This is a genomic window from Xanthobacter sp. DMC12 (assembly GCF_056314105.1).
This window is the reverse complement of record NZ_JBQUYZ010000003.1, coordinates 301393-317088: the sequence shown is the minus strand read 5'-3', so window position 1 is coordinate 317088 and position 15696 is coordinate 301393. Positions and strand designations below refer to the sequence as shown.

The following is a 15696-nucleotide window of genomic DNA, read 5'->3' as shown; positions in this document are numbered from 1 at the left end:
CGCGTCGCGCGCACCAGATCGATGATCGCCTGAACGTTCGAGGTGTGGCGGCAGAGGTTGCACCCCGAGCTAACAGCACATCTGCAATGCAACGCGCTCTCCGCCGTCGTCGGCAAAGCGATCGTACGCGATCGTAAGCCACCAAAATGCGCCTCCTCTGCTACCTATGACCCTTCCCTTAGGGAGCTGCGTCATGATACCACTGCATTCCGCTGGGTGAGTTTGCCGCCAGCAACTAGAGATCACAAAAAGCGGGGGGGCTGATGGCCAAGGAGATGGGGCGCCAGACGGCGGCGCGCGGTCTTTCGGGTTGGCGGCTTGAGCTTTGCACGAGCGCGAGCGTAATTGCGTTTGCTGTCGCCACCGGCCCAGGCCACGCCGAGACCTATAATGGCACTCGCAATAGCCTCTTCGTAAATCCGGCACCAATCCACGGGAAGGATGCCTATAGCGAGGGCTGGATTTTTAAAGACTACTATCAGGCCACGCAGGGCAGCGACGGTCAGACCCTGAACGTCACCACCAGCGGCACCATCAAGGCCATCGACCCCACCCAGATCATCTGGAAGCAATCCATCGCGCCAGCCCTTGTCGTGGGCTCGGAGGGCGGCCACGGCGGCGCCGGCATCAAGCGCGATTATCAGGCGTTCGGTGGTGGTGCGGGCGGGAACGTTACCGTCGAGAACAATGCCAAGATCGGCCTGTCCACGAAGGACAGTGACGAGGCGCATCCGACCGCCCTCGTCTCCATTTACTCAAAGGGCGGCAAAGGCGGCAACGGCGCGCTTTATGTTGGCTCACCCAACGAGCTTTATGCGTCCGCGGGGCGAGGCGGCAACGGCGGCAAGGTTACCTTCTCCACGACGACCGGCATCGTGGCGGAGGGCGACTACGTTGCTGCGCTCTCTGTCAGTTCGAGGGGTGGCGCCGGCGGCGACCATGGCATTCTGGACGACGACCAGCTGCAGGCCTGGGGCTATGGCCATGGCGGCGCGAGCGGCCTGGTCACCGTCACCACGAAGCGCGGAGCCGACATCGACACCTGGGGCTCGCATGGGCCGGGCATCGTGGTGGAAAGCGTCGGCGGCAATGGCTCCAGTTCCGCCAATGGATACGACACCCGCGGTGCGTCCGGCGGAAACGCCTACGTGGATGACTGGGATCGGCGCTCCATCATCTACAACGGCGACGGAAAGGTTACGACGCGCGCGGACGACGCGCCCGCGATCCTGCTGCAGAGCGTTGGTGGCGCTGGCGGCAAGGGGGGACTGGCCGCGGTTTCGGGTCGGGGCACGCCCGCCGGAGATGGCGGCAACGGCGGCGATATCGCCGGCTTCCAAAGCGGAGCGGTAAACACCAGCGGCGCCAACAGCTACGGCATCGTCGCCCAGTCGGTCGGCGGAGCTGGTGGCGACGGTGGCAACGGCATTGCTTCCGGCGGCAACGGTGGCAAGGGCGGCAACGGTGGCAAGGTTGGCCTTGATATCCGCTCCGACGTGACGACCAAGGGCGTCAACGCCAACGGCGTCGTCGCGCAGAGCATCGGCGGCGGGCGCGCACTGCAGGCCTTCCAGCCTGGCGATGGCACGATCGCCATCGGCGGCGGCCAGGGCGGCGAGAGCTTCGCCATGTGGCTTGGCACCGGCGGCAATGGCGGCACCGGGGGCAGCGGCGGCGACGTGACCGTGACGAATTGGAGAACGGTCCGTACCGGCGGGAAAGACGCCACGGGCATACTGGCGCAGAGCATCGGCGGTGGTGGTGGCGGCGGCGGCAGCGCGCTTGTGCTGGGGGCCGCATTCAGCGTCTCGCGCGGCGGTGCCTCGGGCGGTGGCGGGGACGGCGGCACGGTCGAGGTGGTCACCAACCAAGGTTCTTCCGACAGCGGCGTGTACACGACCGGCGCCAATTCGGCCGGCATCCTTGCCCAGTCGGTTGGCGGCGGTGGCGGATCGGGCGGCGCGGCGGTCGCCGCCACGGCAGGCGCCGTGGTTTCGTCGGCCACAGCCCTTGGCGGGACCGGCGGTGGCGGCGGCAAGGGCGGAACGGTGAAGGTGAGCGGCAACGCCGCCGTCTCGACCACCGGCGAACGGTCCCACGGCATCGAGGCGATGAGCATCGGCGGCGGCGGTGGCGATGGCGGTGCCTCCTACGCGCTCGCCTATTCGCAAGCGGTGAACAAGAGCGTTCCCAACATCTCGGTCGGCGTGGCCCTCGGTGGGTCCGGCGGCAAGGGCGGGGACGGCGGGAAGGTCACGGTCGAGACCTCCGGCGAGGTGAAGACAACAGGCGCCGATGCGTTCGGCATCCTGGGGCTCAGCGTCGGCGGCGGCGGCGGTGACGGCGGTATATCCGACGCGAGCACGAAGGACAGCGGCTCTTCGATCGTCGCCATCACGACCACCGTCAGCGTGGGTGGAACCGGCGGAGACGGCGGCAAGGGCGGAGAGGTCAAGATCGACAGCTCTGGAGGCGTGAGCACCAAGGGTGACCAGGCTATCGGCATCGCCGCCTACAGCATCGGCGGCGGTGGCGGCGCCGGCGGCAGTTCCTACGCGAGCGGAGCTGCTTCCGGCGCAAAAGGGAATGTCAGCGTGAACGTTGCCGTGGGTGGCAAGGGCGGCAGCGGGAATACGGGCGGAACGGTCAAGGTTAAGAACGCCGGCACCATCGAGACGGAGGGATATGCCGCGCACGGCATCCACGCCCTCAGCGTGGGCGGAGGCGGCGGCAACGGCGGTGCCGGCACGGTGGCCGCGTCGTCCTCCGGCATCGGTATCGGCAAGGAGAAGCCGAAGGACGGAATCCCGGGCGGCAACAAGGTCCAGGTCAAGGCCGTCGTGGACGTGGGCGTCGGCGGCGATGGCGGCGTCGGCTCAAACGGAGAATTGGTCGAGGTGATCAACACCAAGACCGTCACGACGCGCGGGGTCGAAGCCCGCGGCGTCCTTGCCCAGTCGATCGGTGGCGGCGGTGGTGTCGGTGGGGCGGGAACGACCCAGGGTGCCAATACGGTGCAGGTCAACGTCAGCGTCGGCGCTAAAGGCGGCGACGCCGGTGATGGCGGCGACGTGACCGTGAAGAACCAGTCGACGGCGGCGGCCATCACCACCTATGGCGACGGAGCCCACGGCATCCAGGCCCAGTCCATCGGCGGCGGCGGCGGCTCCGGTGGATCGAGCGCGGCAGGCGCAGGTGAAACCACGATCACCAAGCTCGGAGCATCGCTGGCGAAGAACGGCCTGAAGGTCCTCGCGATGAAGGTGCTGCCGAAGTTCTCTGCCAAGGTCGGCGTCAAGGCCGAAGTCCCTGTCAAAGTCACCGGCAACGTCACCACCGGTGGCAGCGGCGGTAGCGGCGGCAATGGCAAGACGGTCACGGTGCTGAACGAGGGCGGGATCGACACCTACGGTCAGGTGGCCGCCGGGATCTATGCACAATCCATCGGTGGCGGCGGAGGCGATGCTGGCGCCGCCTCGATGAGCGGCGCTTCCGTCACGAACTCGATCAAGATGGCAAATGGCGCGAGCGGCGGGGCTGGCGGCAATGGCGGTACCGTCAACGTGACCAACGCAGCCTCAGGCCGGATCGAAACGGGAGGCGATTCCTCTTTCGGAATCCTTGCCCAGTCCATTGGCGGCGGCGGTGGTAAATCCACGCTCGGGATGGACTATTCGTCGGCCTTGCTGTCCTCGCCCGCCATCACCTCCGGTGGCAGCGACGGGGCCCGCGGCACCGGCGGCGACGTCACGGTGACCAATGCCGGCACCATCACCACCGGTGGCGCCGAAGCGCATGGCGTGATTGCGCAATCCATCGGCGGTGGCGGCGGCGTTCTGGTGCTCGACATCGCCGACCCCTACACGGTGCTGGAGCTGAAGTCCCTCACCGCCCAGGAGAAGGCGACCCTCAAGCGCTATGGTGTCGACGTCGACGCACTCATCAAGGAAGCGGAAGCCGCCAAGAAGGCGGAGACCGCCACCGTACAGAAGCTCTCGCTGCAGCTTGGCGCGACGGGGGGCTCCTTCGGGGATGCAGGAACCGTCACGGTCAAGCATTCGGGCACGATTTCGACAACCGGCGATGGTGCATTCGGCATCATCGCCCAGTCCATCGGCGGGGGCGGGGGCCTGATTTCCGATGGAGCCGGCTCCAGCGTCGGTTCAATGGCTGTCACCGGCCGGCTCGGCGGGTCGGAGAACAGCTCGGGCAATGGCGGGCTTGCGGCGCTTGAGCTCGGCACCGGCAGCGTCACCACCACCGGCAAGGGCGCGGTTGGCATCTTCGCCCAGTCCATCGGTGGTGGCGGCGGCTACACGGGCGCGCTCGACACGACGGCGGCCAGCTACGACAAGGTGCTCGCCCAGAAGGATCCATCGCGGGGTGTCAGCGGTGGCGTTCTGATCAAGATGGCTGATCCCTCGAGCTCCATAACCATCTCAACCACCGGCAAGAATGCGCACGGCGTGTTCGCGCAGGCAATCGGTGGTGGTGGCGGGGCGATCGCCACGGAAGAGGGCATCGTGCTGCCGACCGCCATCGGGACCACCGATGGGCGGAGTCTTGAGAAGCAGGGCGGCGGCCTGATCGAGATCGCGCTGAAGGGCAGCGTGACCGCCACGGGCGACGGCGCCATGGGGATCTATGCCCAGAGCGGCGCCCAGGGCGGTTCCGGTCGTGTCGTGCAGGGTACGGGCAAGAGCATCCGCGTTCTCATGGATGGAACATTGACAGGAGGCAGCGGCACGGGTGCGGCCCTCTTCATCGACGGAGGCGCTGAAAACCACATCGAGTTCCGGCCAGGCTCCACCGTCAGCGCGCTCTCGGGCATCGCGGTGGAATCCACCTGGGGGCAGGACTCGCTGCGCAATTTCGGGACGCTCACCGGCGACGTGAACCTCGCGCTTGGTGGCACAGGCGAAGTGAACAGCTTCATCAACGAGGCGGGTGGCACGTATGTCAGCTCCGCCCGGGGCATCGTCAGCGCGGGCCAGGCCGGGAGCATGCGGAACGACGGCGCCTTCAACATCGGCGGCACCGATACGTTCGCCACGGCCACCGTTACGGGAAGCTACGCTCAGTCCCAGACAGGCAGCCTGATGGTCGACGTCCAAAGCACGGCTTCCGGACAACACAGCGACCTGCTCAAGCTGACCGGGGCCGCGACCGTGGGCGGGACGATCGATGTTCACGTCGTGGAGGCGCTCAAGCCCGGTCGCTTCGGCGTGATCGAGCTTGCGCAGGGCGGCTCGGTGACGGCTGTAGCGCAGAGCGGATCTTACAGCCCGATTTCCTGGTCGGTCGCGCGCGACGGCAGCATGGTCTACGTCTCCCCCAATGCCGACTTCTCGGCCCCCAAGGGCGTGGACCTGACGCAGAGCGAAGATCGCACCACCGCCGCCCTCCAGGGGAAGTGGAACAGCGGCACCGTCGACATGTCGGATGCGAAGCTGTTCGGCGGACTCGCCAATGCCTCGTCGATCCAGGACTACACGCGCGCCATCGACAGCGTCACCCCGGAAGAATCCGCGAGCGTCGCCTCGGCTCAGACGCTCGGGGCCATGACCTCCATGACGAGGGCCTTGAGCTGCCCGATCTTCTCCGGCTCAGGCACGCTGATGGAAGAGACGAGCTGCGCCTGGGCGCGGGTGACCGGCAACTGGGCGCACCAGACATCCAGCGCCGATGCCAGCGGCTACAGCCTGAACGGGGTGACTTACCGCCTCGGTGCGCAGAAGGAGATCGTCGACAACTGGTTCCTTGGCGCGACCGCGGGCATCACCCAGTCGTGGCTTTCCGACGTCAGCGGATTGTCCGACACCAGCGGCGTGGCCGGAGACATCGCGGTCTCGCTGAAGCACCAGGTGGGCCCCTGGCTGTTCGCCGCCTCGGGGCACCTCGGCTATGGCAGCTTCGACACGAACCGGCTGCTGGACGTGGGGCCCGCCCTTTGGCGAACGCAGGGAACATCAAATGTTCTGACCGCAGCTGCCCGGCTGCGGGCGAGCTACGAATTCGTCAATGCGGGTTGGTATCTCAAGCCGTTCGCCGACGTGGACTTCCTCTACACCAGCATGCCCGGCTACACCGAGCAGGGCGTCGGCGGCATGAGCCTGCATTTCTTCTCGGCTGACCAATGGAATGTCGCGATCAGCCCCCAGCTTGAGATCGGTGGCCGCATCGACCTGACGCCGGAATTCTGGCTGCGGCCCTATGCGTCGGCGGGAGCTTCCTTCTTCGCGAACGACGGCATGGACATCGGCGTCAGCTACGGCGCCATACCGGGAGCGGTGCCTGACTTCCTGACCCGCACGACGATCCCCTCCGTGCTGGGTAACGTGACGGCCGGATTACAGCTCTTCTCCACCACGGGTTACGAGCTGCGTACCGAATACAAAGCCGACTTCGGCAACAACTATGTCGCGCAAGAGGCCAGCCTGCGTTTCGCTGTCACATTCTGACGGCGAAACGCGGGATTTACTGGATCGCATGCGGATTTTGCCGGAGGCGAACTCCGGCCGGGAACCGGGAGCTCCATCAGGCCACCCAGCAAGAAGCCGGGCGCATATGCGGGAGTGGCGCCCGGCACGATATCTGGCCGAATGAAGGTTGGAGCAGACGAGCCGCTTCCTAGCACCAGCGCGCCAGGGGCCAGCCCTCGAATGAGGGGGAGCCGGGCGATCTATGGGGCAGAACGCCCGGCGTCCGTCCGTATCAATGTCAGTGCTTGAGGTAGGCCCTCCCTCTTCGAAAAGGACTGCCTTCAGAGCGATGAGATTTCTAAGAAATGCGCTTGCACGCATATGCGCATGAGCATATTGGTTATCTTATGCAGTCCTCGCTCACCCTTCTGTCGGCCCTGGCCGAACCCACCCGCCTCGCGGCGGTCCGCCTCCTGTGGGACGGGCGCGAGCATTGTGTATGCGAGCTTGTGCGCGTCCTCGGCGTCACCCAATCTCGCATGTCGCGCCATATGGCGGTGCTCAAGCAGGCCGGCATGGTGATCGACCGGCGGGACGCCCAATGGGTGCGTTACCGTCGCAACCCCGAATTACCGGCCGAGCAGGCCGCCATCGTCGATGCTGTTCTCAACAGCCTGAATAGTTCGTCCGATAGGAGAGCCGCATGAGTGCCGACCTGTCATTGACCGAGCGCAAGCCGCCGCCTGGGGCATCGCCTTTGGCTTGGGCGGCGGCAACAGTCGCAGCGATCGCGATCTGGTTCGTGGTCTATGCCCAGCTCGCGCCGTTCTCCCAATGGCTGGTGGCCCATCTGCCGGTGGAACCCGGCAGCCATCTGGCCGAAGCGGTCGCGTTCTTCATCTACGATACGCCCAAGGTGCTGATGCTGCTGACGCTGGTGGTGTTCGCCATGGGCGTGGTGCGCAGCTTTTTCTCCGCCGAGCGCACGCGTGCACTGCTCGCCGGACGGCGCGAGGGGCTCGGCAATGTCGCCGCCGCCGGTCTCGGCATCGTCACGCCCTTCTGCTCGTGCTCGGCGGTGCCCCTGTTCGTCGGCTTCGTCTCCGCCGGCGTCCCCCTCGGTGTCACTTTTTCCTTCCTCATCGCCGCGCCCATGGTCAACGAAGTGGCGCTGGGCCTGCTGTTCGCGCTCGTGGGCTGGAAGGTGGCGCTCACTTACCTGGCCTTCGGCCTTGGGGTGGCCATCGTTGCCGGCTGGATCATCGGCCGGCTGCATCTGGAGGGTTGGCTGGAAGACTGGGTGCGCAACGTGCGCGCCGCTCCCGTCGATCTGCCGCCGAACGGCATGACGCTGGTGGATCGCATCAAGGCCGGCCTCGAAGCCGTGCGCGACATCGTCGGCAAGGTGTGGATGTGGATCATCGCCGGCATCGCGGCGGGCGCCTTCATCCACGGCTACGTCCCGGCGGACCTCCTCGCCTCCATCATGGGGCGGGATGCGTGGTGGTCGGTGCCGGCCGCGGTCCTGCTGGGCATTCCCATGTATTCCAATGCCGCGGGCATCATCCCGGTGGTGGAGGCCCTGCTGGCCAAGGGGGCAGCGCTGGGCACCGTGCTGGCCTTCATGATGGCGGTGATCGCTTTGTCGCTGCCGGAAATGATCATCCTGCGCAAAGTCTTGAGCCTGAAGCTGATTGCCGTGTTCGTGGGCGTGGTCGGCGCCGGCATCCTCGCTGTGGGCTTCCTGTTCAACGCGCTGTTTTCCTGAAACCGGAAAGGCTGGAGTCATGAAAGACGTGAAAGTGCTCGGTCCCGGCTGCTCCCGCTGTGAGACGACGGCGCAGATGGTGCGGGACGCGGCGACCAAGCTCGGGCTCGATGTCACGGTGGAAAAGGTCACCGACTATGCGGTGATCGCCGGCTACGGCATCGCCTCGACGCCAGGCATCGTCATCGACGGCAAGGTGGTACATGCCGGTGGCCTCCCGAAGCCGGATGATGTCGCCCGCTGGCTTGTGGCTTGAGCGCCGCGACGCTTGCGCGGATGTTTTCAACCCGGCGGCTTTCCGGCGACGAGGCATGATTCGGCCGCGCCTCCTTTAGGCTCTGCTACCGTCTTTACGGAGGCATGTGCTCTCGCTGTCATCGATCGGGAGTGCGACGCCGCCTCGGCAAAAAGACTGACCGCTAAAACCAAGGTTGCCGTTCACAGGGCCTTGCGCTATCTAATATCTCAATAAATCTTGAGATATTGATCCATGGATGAATCCAGGGCCCTCGGCTCCTTCGCTGCTCTTTCTCAGGAAACCCGCCTCCGCGTGGTGCGCCTTCTGGTGCAGGCCGGTCCGGAGGGGATGCCTGCGGGCGCCATCGGCGAGGCGATGGGCGGCGCTTCCTCCTCCCGCATGTCCTTCCACCTGAACCATCTCGAGCAAGCCGGGCTGGTGCGTTCGCGGCGGGACGGGCGATCCATCATCTACAGCGCCGTCTACCCGGCCCTCTCCGAGCTCGTAGCCTTCCTGATGCGCGATTGCTGCAACGGGCATCCCGAGGTCTGCGCTCCCGCCGTTGCCGCCTTGTCCTGCGCCTGCGAACCCAAGACCGAGGACACCCATGCCTGACACGAGCTCCGATCACGTGTTCAACGTGCTCTTCCTGTGCACCAGCAATTCCGCCCGCTCGATCCTCGCGGAAAGCATCCTGTCGAAGGACGGGGCCGGTCGGTTCCGCGCCTTCTCGGCCGGGAGCGCCCCCAAGGGCGAGGTGAACCCGCTCGCGATCCGCACGCTGAATGCTTTTGGCTACCCGACCTATGGCTTTCGCTCCAAGAGCTGGCTCGAATTCGCCGAGCCGAACGCGCCGGTGATGGATTTCGTCTTCACCGTCTGTGACAACGCGGCCGGCGAAGCCTGCCCCATCTGGCCGGGCCAACCGATGACCGCCCATTGGGGCATTGAGGACCCCGCCGCGGTAGAGGGCAGCGACATCGCTAGGGAAGCGGCCTTCAACGCCGCCTTCCGCTATCTCAAGAACCGCATCTCGGTGTTCACGGCGTTGCCGATCACCAAGCTCGACCGCCTCGCCCTCGGCACCCGGCTGCGCGAGATCGGCCGCCTCGAAGGTGGTACCGATCCGCGGTCCGACGTGGCTTGAGCCGGCTGAGTACGGAGATCAGCAATGTCCCTGTTTGAGCGGTATCTCACCGTATGGGTGGGTTTGTGCATCGTCGCGGGCGTGCTTCTCGGCCATCTGGCCCCGTCGGTGTTCCACGCCATCGGTGCCGTGGAAGTCGCGCAGGTGAATCTGCCGGTGGCCGTGCTGATCTGGCTGATGATCGTGCCCATGCTGCTGAAGATCGATTTCGCCGCCCTCGGCGAGGTGGGCCGGCACTGGCGCGGCATCGGCGTGACGCTGTTCGTCAACTGGGCCGTGAAGCCCTTCTCCATGGCGCTGCTGGGCTGGCTGTTCATCGGCTGGCTGTTCCGGCCCCTGCTGCCGGCGGATCAGATCGACAGCTACATCGCTGGCCTGATCATCCTCGCCGCGGCGCCTTGCACCGCCATGGTGTTCGTGTGGTCGAACCTCACCAAGGGCGAGCCCCATTTCACCCTTTCGCAGGTGGCGTTGAACGACGCCATCATGGTGGTCGCCTTCGCGCCCATCGTCGCGCTGCTGCTGGGCCTCTCCGCCATCACCGTGCCGTGGGGCACGCTGGTGCTGTCGGTGGTGCTCTACATCGTCATTCCGGTCATCGTAGCCCAACTGCTGCGCCGCCGGCTGCTGGCCCAAGGGGGGCAGGCGGCGCTGGACGGCCTGCTCGCGCGTCTCGGACCGCTGTCCCTCGTGGCGCTGCTGGCGACGCTGGTGCTGCTCTTCGGTTTCCAGGGTGAGGCGATCATCGCCCAGCCGCTCGTCATAGCCCTGCTGGCGGTGCCGATCCTGATCCAGGTCTATTTCAACGCCGGCCTCGCCTATCTGCTGAACCGCGCAACCGGCGAAGCGCACTGCGTCGCCGGGCCCTCGGCGCTGATCGGCGCGTCGAACTTCTTCGAGCTGGCCGTGGCCGCAGCCATCTCGCTGTTCGGCTTCACCTCCGGCGCGGCTCTGGCCACTGTGGTGGGCGTGCTGATCGAGGTGCCCGTGATGCTCTCGGTGGTGTGGATCGTGAACCGTTCCAAGGGCTGGTACGAGCGAACGGCCGAGGCCGGGAAAATCCGGCCCGCCGACTAATTCGACAATCGCCGAAATAACCTATGACCCGCAGCTGAGCTTTACTTAATTCTATAATATTTCTTTCCAAAATTATCGATTATGTGGCGGATTTATATAGCGGTTGCGCCGGGACGCAAAAAGAAAGAGAACGCGCCGACGGGCGCCCACGGCATAGAGATATCCGCACAACGTGCCGATTCGTTGGTACTATAGTTGGACTGAAAATCGTCATGGAGTGCACGGCCAGATGCGGAACGAGAAGCGTGCGGGCCCCGGAGCGATTGTGAAGACCGCATCCAGGAGCCAGGCGGTGCCTCAGCTGTTTGAACGCAACTGCTCGGTCGGACGCACAATCTCCATCATGTCGGATGCGTGGAGCTTCCTCGTCATCCGCGAGGCGTTCTTCGGTGCGCAGCGGTTTGAACAGTTCCGGACTGCCCTCGGACTGCCCCGTGGCACGCTTGCGGAACGGCTGAAACGCCTCACCGTGCGCGGCATTTTTCGCCAAGTACACTATTCGGCGAATTCAAGCCGGGCCGAATATCACCTCACGCGCTGTGGGATGGAGTTGTACCCGAGCTTCGTCGCGCTGATCCGCTTTGGGGACCGATGGCTCTCGGGGCCTGAAGGGCCACCGCTCCGCCTCATCCACGCCACATGCGGCGCGGAATGCGAGCCTTATGTGGCCTGTTCCCACTGCCTCGGCGAGGTGAAGGCGAACCGCGTGCGCTACCGCGATGGGCCGGGCGCGGGCCGCACCCCCGTGGAGCCGGCGAAGCGGGCGCGTCGGACGGCGGAATCCGCAAGCTTCTCGCGCGGTCGCCCGAGCTCGGTGTCGCGGTCGCTGGAAATCATCGGCGACCGCTGGAGCTTTCTTATCTTGCGCGAGGCGTTCTTCGGCGTGCGGCGCTTCGACCAGATGCAGACCGAGCTGCGGATCGCGCCCAATATTCTCACCGAACGGCTCGGCCGGCTGGTTACGCGCGGGGTGTTCGCGCGGGTCAAGTATCAGGATTTGCCCGAGCGCTACGAATATCGGCTCACCGAAATGGGCAAGGATCTCTACGGCGCCTTCATCACCATGGGGGCTTGGGGCGACCGATGGCTGTCCGCCGGGGATCCGCCGCTGGTGCTCACGCACCTCGATTGCGGGCACGATTTTTCGGCGGTGGTGGTGTGCGACAAGTGCCGCAAGCCGATCGAGGCCCCCGACATGCGCTACCGCCTCAACTACGATCCGGCACTCTACGGCGCTCCGCAGGCCGGCGACCGGATGGTCGAGATTTTGGTGCCTGATGAGGCAGCGCCGACGCGGGATGCGCCCCCCCAGGATCGAGCGGCGCAGGAAGTGCCCCGGCCGAGAAAGCGGGCGGCCCCACGCCGGGGCCGCCCGGCGTCCGCTACTTCTTGATCAGCGGGCACTGGCTCTGCGACAGCGGGCGGAATGCCTGCTCGCCCGGAATGACCTGCACCAGCTTGTAATAGTCCCACGGGCCTTTCGATTCCGACGGGCTCTTCACTTGGTAAACGTACATGTCGTGGATGAACCGGCCATCGGCGCGGATGTAGCCGTTCTTGGCGAAGAAGTCGTTGACCTTCATCTCGCGCATTTTGGCCATCACCGCCTGAGCCTCGTCGGTTCCGGCAGCTTCGACGGCCTTCAGATAATGCATGGTGGATGAATAGTCTCCCGCATCGCCCATGTGCGGCTTGCGGCCCATGCGCGCCTCAAAGCGCTTGGAGAAGGCGCGGGTCTCATCGTCCCGATCCCAGTAGAAGGCATTGGTGAGCACGAGGCCCTGTGCGTTCTCCAGACCCATGGAATGGATGTCGGTGATCCACACGAGGAGCCCGGCGAGGGACTGCTTGCCGGACTGCGTCAGACCGAAATCGTGCGCGGCCTTCACGGCGTTGATGAAGACGGTGCCGGAGCCGGCAACCGCGATCACGTCCGCGCCCGACCCCTGCGCCTGAAGCATGAAGGAGCCGTGATCGAGGGTATTGATGGGGTAGCGCACAGAGCCCACCACGTTGCCTCCGCCCGCCTTCACGACCGACGCTGTGTCGGCCTCAAGGGCATGACCGAAGGCGTAGTCGGCGGTCAGGAAGAACCAGTTCTTCTTGCCCTGCTTGATAAGCGCGTTCCCCGTGCCGACGGCGAGCGCATAGGTGTCGTACGCATAGTGGATGGAGTTCGGTGTGCACATGTCGCCGGTGAGGCGGGAGGAGCCCGAGCCGTTGATGATGGCGATGCCGTTCTTCTCCTTCGCCACCCCGGCGACACCGATGGCCACGGCCGAATTGATGAGGTTGGCGATCATGTCGACCTTGTCGACGTCGAACCATTCTTTCGCCTTGGCGATGGCGACCTCGGTCTTGTTCTGGTGGTCGGCGACAATGACCTCGATGGGCTTGCCGAGGACCTTCCCGCCAAAATCCTCTACGGCCATTTTCACCGCCGTTACGGATCCCTCGCCCGATTCATGGGAGAACTGCCCCGACATGTCGGTGAGAACGCCGATCTTCACCATGTCGTTGGAGATCTTTCCGGCCGCGGGCGAAGCCGCGGGGGTCTGGGCATGGGCCGGCAGCGACATGGCAAGCGCGGCGCAGATCGTCGCCACGTGTGCAATCCTGGACATCCGTCTTCCTCCTGCGTGATCCGGCGCGCCTTTCCGGCTTAGCGTCCGGCTGGTCTGTCCCTGCACCGACCATTGTCTTTCATAAATGGATGTTTGGACTGCCGCGCCCCAGTCAATTCATCCTGCACTGCAGTATGAATTGGCAGGAACTGAAGCAAATGCTGTCGAAGGCCGGGCAGTCGGTCCCGTTTCGGTCGGTGCGGCATTGACAACAGCACTTTCAGTCTATTAATGCAAGTTACGAATTGATCGGCGGATCCGATCGTCGCGGCCGTCGTCCGCGGCGCGACGGGCCGCACAAGAAACGCTGGTGCCCGTCTGCGGGCAGGTCTGGAAGGGAGGCTGCAGGTGAGCGCACGCGGAACGCCGGACCGACGGCAGAACTATCGACACTTCCGGGAGATCACGACGCGCTGGATGGACAATGATGTCTACCAGCACGTGAATAACGTGGTTTATTACTCGTTTTTCGACACGGCCGTCGGCCATTATCTCATCGAGACTGGCGCGCTGGACGTTGAGGCCAGTCCCGTCATCGGGCTCGTGGTGGAAACGCGCTGCCAATATTTCTCCTCCCTGTCCTTTCCCTCGAAGGTGCACGCGGGCCTGCGCGTCGGGCGCCTTGGAACCACCAGCGTGCGATACGAGATCGGCATCTTCCGCGATGCGGACGATGTGGCGGCCGCGCAAGGGCATTTCATCCACGTCTACGTGGACCGCGCCACGAACCGGCCCGTTCCACTCCCGGGCAAGCTGCGCCAAGTTCTTGCTCCCCTCGTGGTCGACGAGGCGGACATCGGGGCCAGGGAGGGCTGAATGGCGGACATCGAAGTCGTCGTCGCGGATCACATCGCCACCGTCACGCTCAATCGTCCGGCGCAGCGCAATGCCATGACGCTCGCCATGTGGCGGGATGTGGCGCGGATATTCTCGGAACTTGGAGCCGACCGAGATGTGCGGGCGATCCTGCTCGCCGGCGCGGGCGCCGACTTCAGCGTCGGAGCGGACATCTCCGAATTCCCCGTGGTGCGCCACACGCTGGAGCAGAGCGTGGAGTACGAAGTGGCGGTGGATGCCTCGTCCGACGCCATCGCTGGAGCGGGCAAGCCGACCATCGCCGTGGTCTCCGGCTATTGCCTCGGCGGGGGGTGCCACCTCTCCATGTCCTGCGATTTCCGCATCGCCGCGCCGAGCGCCATATTCGGCATTCCAGCGGCTAAGCTCTCCATCGTCTATGGCGTGCGCAGCACCCAGCGTCTGCTGTCCCTCGTCGGGCTCACGCAGGCGAAACGCATTCTCTACACGGCGGATCGCATCCCTGCCGAGGAGGCGCTGCGCATCGGCTTCGCAGATGATCTGGCTGACGACCCGGTGGCCGCCGCACGGGCCCTCGCCGTGCGCATCGCAGCGAATGCGCCGCTCTCCGTGAGTGGCGCGAAGTTCATTCTCGATGGTCTCGTCATGGGGCCTGGCGCGCTTGATCTCGATGCTGCCCAGGCGCGCATCGACGGTGCATCCCGCAGCTTCGATTATCAGGAAGGTCGCAACGCCTTCGCCGAGAAGCGCCCGCCGCGCTTCGAGGGGCGGTAAGCGGTCCCGCACGGGAGGAAACAGCAATGAAGATGCACGTGCTTTCCGGCGGCCGCCTCCGGATGAAGCGGCATATCTACCAGCCCGATGCCGACCGCAGCGAGACCATCGAGCTGCCGGTAGCCTCCATCCTGTTGCGCCATGCCCAGGGAAACGTCCTGTTCGACACGGGCTGCCACCCGTCCGTGGTTGACGATGCCGAAGCGCGCTGGGGCGGCGTGGCACGGGCCATGACGCCGATCATGGGGCGCGAGGACAACGTGGTCTCGCAACTCGCCTGCGTGGGTCTCGGGGCCGACGACATCGATGTGGTGGTCTGCTCGCATTTCCATCCGGATCATTGCGGCTGCAACGGGTTTTTTCGCAAGGCGACGGTCGTGGTCCACGCGGCGGAGCTTGCCGCGGCGAAGGCCGAGAATGCGGCTTCGGCGGGCTATCTCCCGGTGGAATGGGACCAGGGCAATCCGCTGGAGCTGATCGAGGGAGAGAAGGATCTGTTCGGCGACGGCCGCGTCACCCTCATCCCGTTTCCCGGCCACACGCCGGGGCTCACGGGGGCTCTTGTCTCACTCGACCGGGATGGCGCCTTCCTCCTGGCCTCGGACGCGGTGAGCCTGCGCACCAGCCTCGATACCGACGTGGTGCCGAAGAACACCTGGAACGTCGACCTGCACAATCGCTCCATCGCGGAAATCCGCAGGATCGAGGCGGGCGGCGCCACCGTCCTGTGCGGACATGACGACGCGCAGTGGCAGAGCCTCCGGAAGGGGGCGGACGCCTACGAGTAAGGCGCGGCCCCGTTTCCATCCATCATCTCACGCAAGGCGGAT

Annotated in this window: 12 protein-coding genes; 11 read left to right on the top strand and 1 reads right to left on the bottom strand. The window is 65.4% G+C overall.

The genetic code is table 11. The annotated features are described in order from the left end of the window. Positions 1 to 263: 263 nt before the first annotated feature. The 8 genes from ACT535_RS14590 (at position 264) to ACT535_RS14555 (ending at position 12045) form a co-directional block, all read left to right on the top strand. The gene (locus tag ACT535_RS14590) at positions 264 to 6461 is read left to right on the top strand and encodes a hypothetical protein (RefSeq protein WP_476364949.1); all 6198 of its coding nucleotides are present in this window, start codon (positions 264 to 266) and stop codon (positions 6459 to 6461) included. 368 nt (positions 6462 to 6829) lie between these two features. After that, a complete protein-coding gene (locus ACT535_RS14585; RefSeq protein WP_476365100.1) occupies positions 6830 to 7129 on the top strand; it encodes an ArsR/SmtB family transcription factor in 300 nt (99 codons plus the stop codon). After that, positions 7126 to 8190, top strand: a complete 1065-nt coding sequence (locus ACT535_RS14580; RefSeq protein ID WP_476364948.1) for a permease — start codon at positions 7126 to 7128, stop codon at positions 8188 to 8190. Before ACT535_RS14585 ends, ACT535_RS14580 begins: the two co-directional genes overlap by 4 nt. Before the next feature lie 19 nt (positions 8191 to 8209). After that, the gene (locus ACT535_RS14575) at positions 8210 to 8446 is read left to right on the top strand and encodes a thioredoxin family protein (protein WP_476364947.1); all 237 of its coding nucleotides are present in this window, start codon (positions 8210 to 8212) and stop codon (positions 8444 to 8446) included. 234 nt (positions 8447 to 8680) lie between these two features. Further along, positions 8681 to 9043, top strand: a complete 363-nt coding sequence (locus tag ACT535_RS14570; RefSeq protein WP_476364946.1) for an ArsR/SmtB family transcription factor — start codon at positions 8681 to 8683, stop codon at positions 9041 to 9043. Then, entirely contained in the window at positions 9036 to 9575 is a 540-nt protein-coding gene (locus ACT535_RS14565; protein ID WP_476364945.1) for an arsenate reductase ArsC, read from the top strand. Before ACT535_RS14570 ends, ACT535_RS14565 begins: the two co-directional genes overlap by 8 nt. A 24-nt stretch (positions 9576 to 9599) precedes the next feature. Continuing rightward, positions 9600 to 10652, top strand: coding sequence for an ACR3 family arsenite efflux transporter (gene arsB, locus ACT535_RS14560; RefSeq protein WP_476364944.1), 1053 nt, complete (start codon positions 9600 to 9602; stop codon positions 10650 to 10652). Between the two features lie 229 nt (positions 10653 to 10881). Then, positions 10882 to 12045 carry a winged helix-turn-helix transcriptional regulator gene (locus ACT535_RS14555; protein WP_476364943.1) on the top strand — a complete coding sequence of 388 codons (1164 nt, stop codon included), beginning with the start codon at positions 10882 to 10884 and terminating at the stop codon, positions 12043 to 12045. Here ACT535_RS14555 and ACT535_RS14550 read toward each other — a convergent pair. After that, a complete protein-coding gene (locus ACT535_RS14550) occupies positions 12035 to 13276 on the bottom strand; it encodes an ABC transporter substrate-binding protein (RefSeq protein WP_476328197.1) in 1242 nt (413 codons plus the stop codon). The two genes, ACT535_RS14555 and ACT535_RS14550, sit on opposite strands and share 11 nt — an antisense overlap. Before the next feature lie 348 nt (positions 13277 to 13624). Between ACT535_RS14550 and ACT535_RS14545 the strand changes: the two genes are divergently transcribed. From ACT535_RS14545 to ACT535_RS14535, 3 genes are read left to right on the top strand one after another with little or no spacing between them, the layout of a single operon-like run. Continuing rightward, positions 13625 to 14092, top strand: a complete 468-nt coding sequence (locus ACT535_RS14545) for an acyl-CoA thioesterase (RefSeq protein WP_476364942.1) — start codon at positions 13625 to 13627, stop codon at positions 14090 to 14092. Further along, the gene (locus tag ACT535_RS14540) at positions 14093 to 14866 is read left to right on the top strand and encodes an enoyl-CoA hydratase-related protein (protein ID WP_476364941.1); all 774 of its coding nucleotides are present in this window, start codon (positions 14093 to 14095) and stop codon (positions 14864 to 14866) included. Between the two features lie 26 nt (positions 14867 to 14892). Beyond that, a complete protein-coding gene (locus tag ACT535_RS14535) occupies positions 14893 to 15654 on the top strand; it encodes an N-acyl homoserine lactonase family protein (RefSeq protein WP_476364940.1) in 762 nt (253 codons plus the stop codon). Positions 15655 to 15696: the final 42 nt, after the last annotated feature.

Bases quoted from the DNA above. Each gene is read 5' to 3' on its own strand.
- ACT535_RS14590 (WP_476364949.1), top strand. From the start codon at position 264: ATGGCCAAGGAGATGGGGCGCCAGACGGCGGCGCGCGGTCTTTCGGGT.
- ACT535_RS14585 (WP_476365100.1), top strand. From the start codon at position 6,830: ATGCAGTCCTCGCTCACCCTTCTGTCGGCCCTGGCCGAACCCACCCGC.
- ACT535_RS14580 (WP_476364948.1), top strand. From the start codon at position 7,126: ATGAGTGCCGACCTGTCATTGACCGAGCGCAAGCCGCCGCCTGGGGCA.
- ACT535_RS14575 (WP_476364947.1), top strand. From the start codon at position 8,210: ATGAAAGACGTGAAAGTGCTCGGTCCCGGCTGCTCCCGCTGTGAGACG.
- ACT535_RS14570 (WP_476364946.1), top strand. From the start codon at position 8,681: ATGGATGAATCCAGGGCCCTCGGCTCCTTCGCTGCTCTTTCTCAGGAA.
- ACT535_RS14565 (WP_476364945.1), top strand. From the start codon at position 9,036: ATGCCTGACACGAGCTCCGATCACGTGTTCAACGTGCTCTTCCTGTGC.
- arsB (WP_476364944.1), top strand. From the start codon at position 9,600: ATGTCCCTGTTTGAGCGGTATCTCACCGTATGGGTGGGTTTGTGCATC.
- ACT535_RS14555 (WP_476364943.1), top strand. From the start codon at position 10,882: ATGCGGAACGAGAAGCGTGCGGGCCCCGGAGCGATTGTGAAGACCGCA.
- ACT535_RS14550 (WP_476328197.1), bottom strand. From the start codon at position 13,276: ATGTCCAGGATTGCACACGTGGCGACGATCTGCGCCGCGCTTGCCATG.
- ACT535_RS14540 (WP_476364941.1), top strand. From the start codon at position 14,093: ATGGCGGACATCGAAGTCGTCGTCGCGGATCACATCGCCACCGTCACG.
- ACT535_RS14535 (WP_476364940.1), top strand. From the start codon at position 14,893: ATGAAGATGCACGTGCTTTCCGGCGGCCGCCTCCGGATGAAGCGGCAT.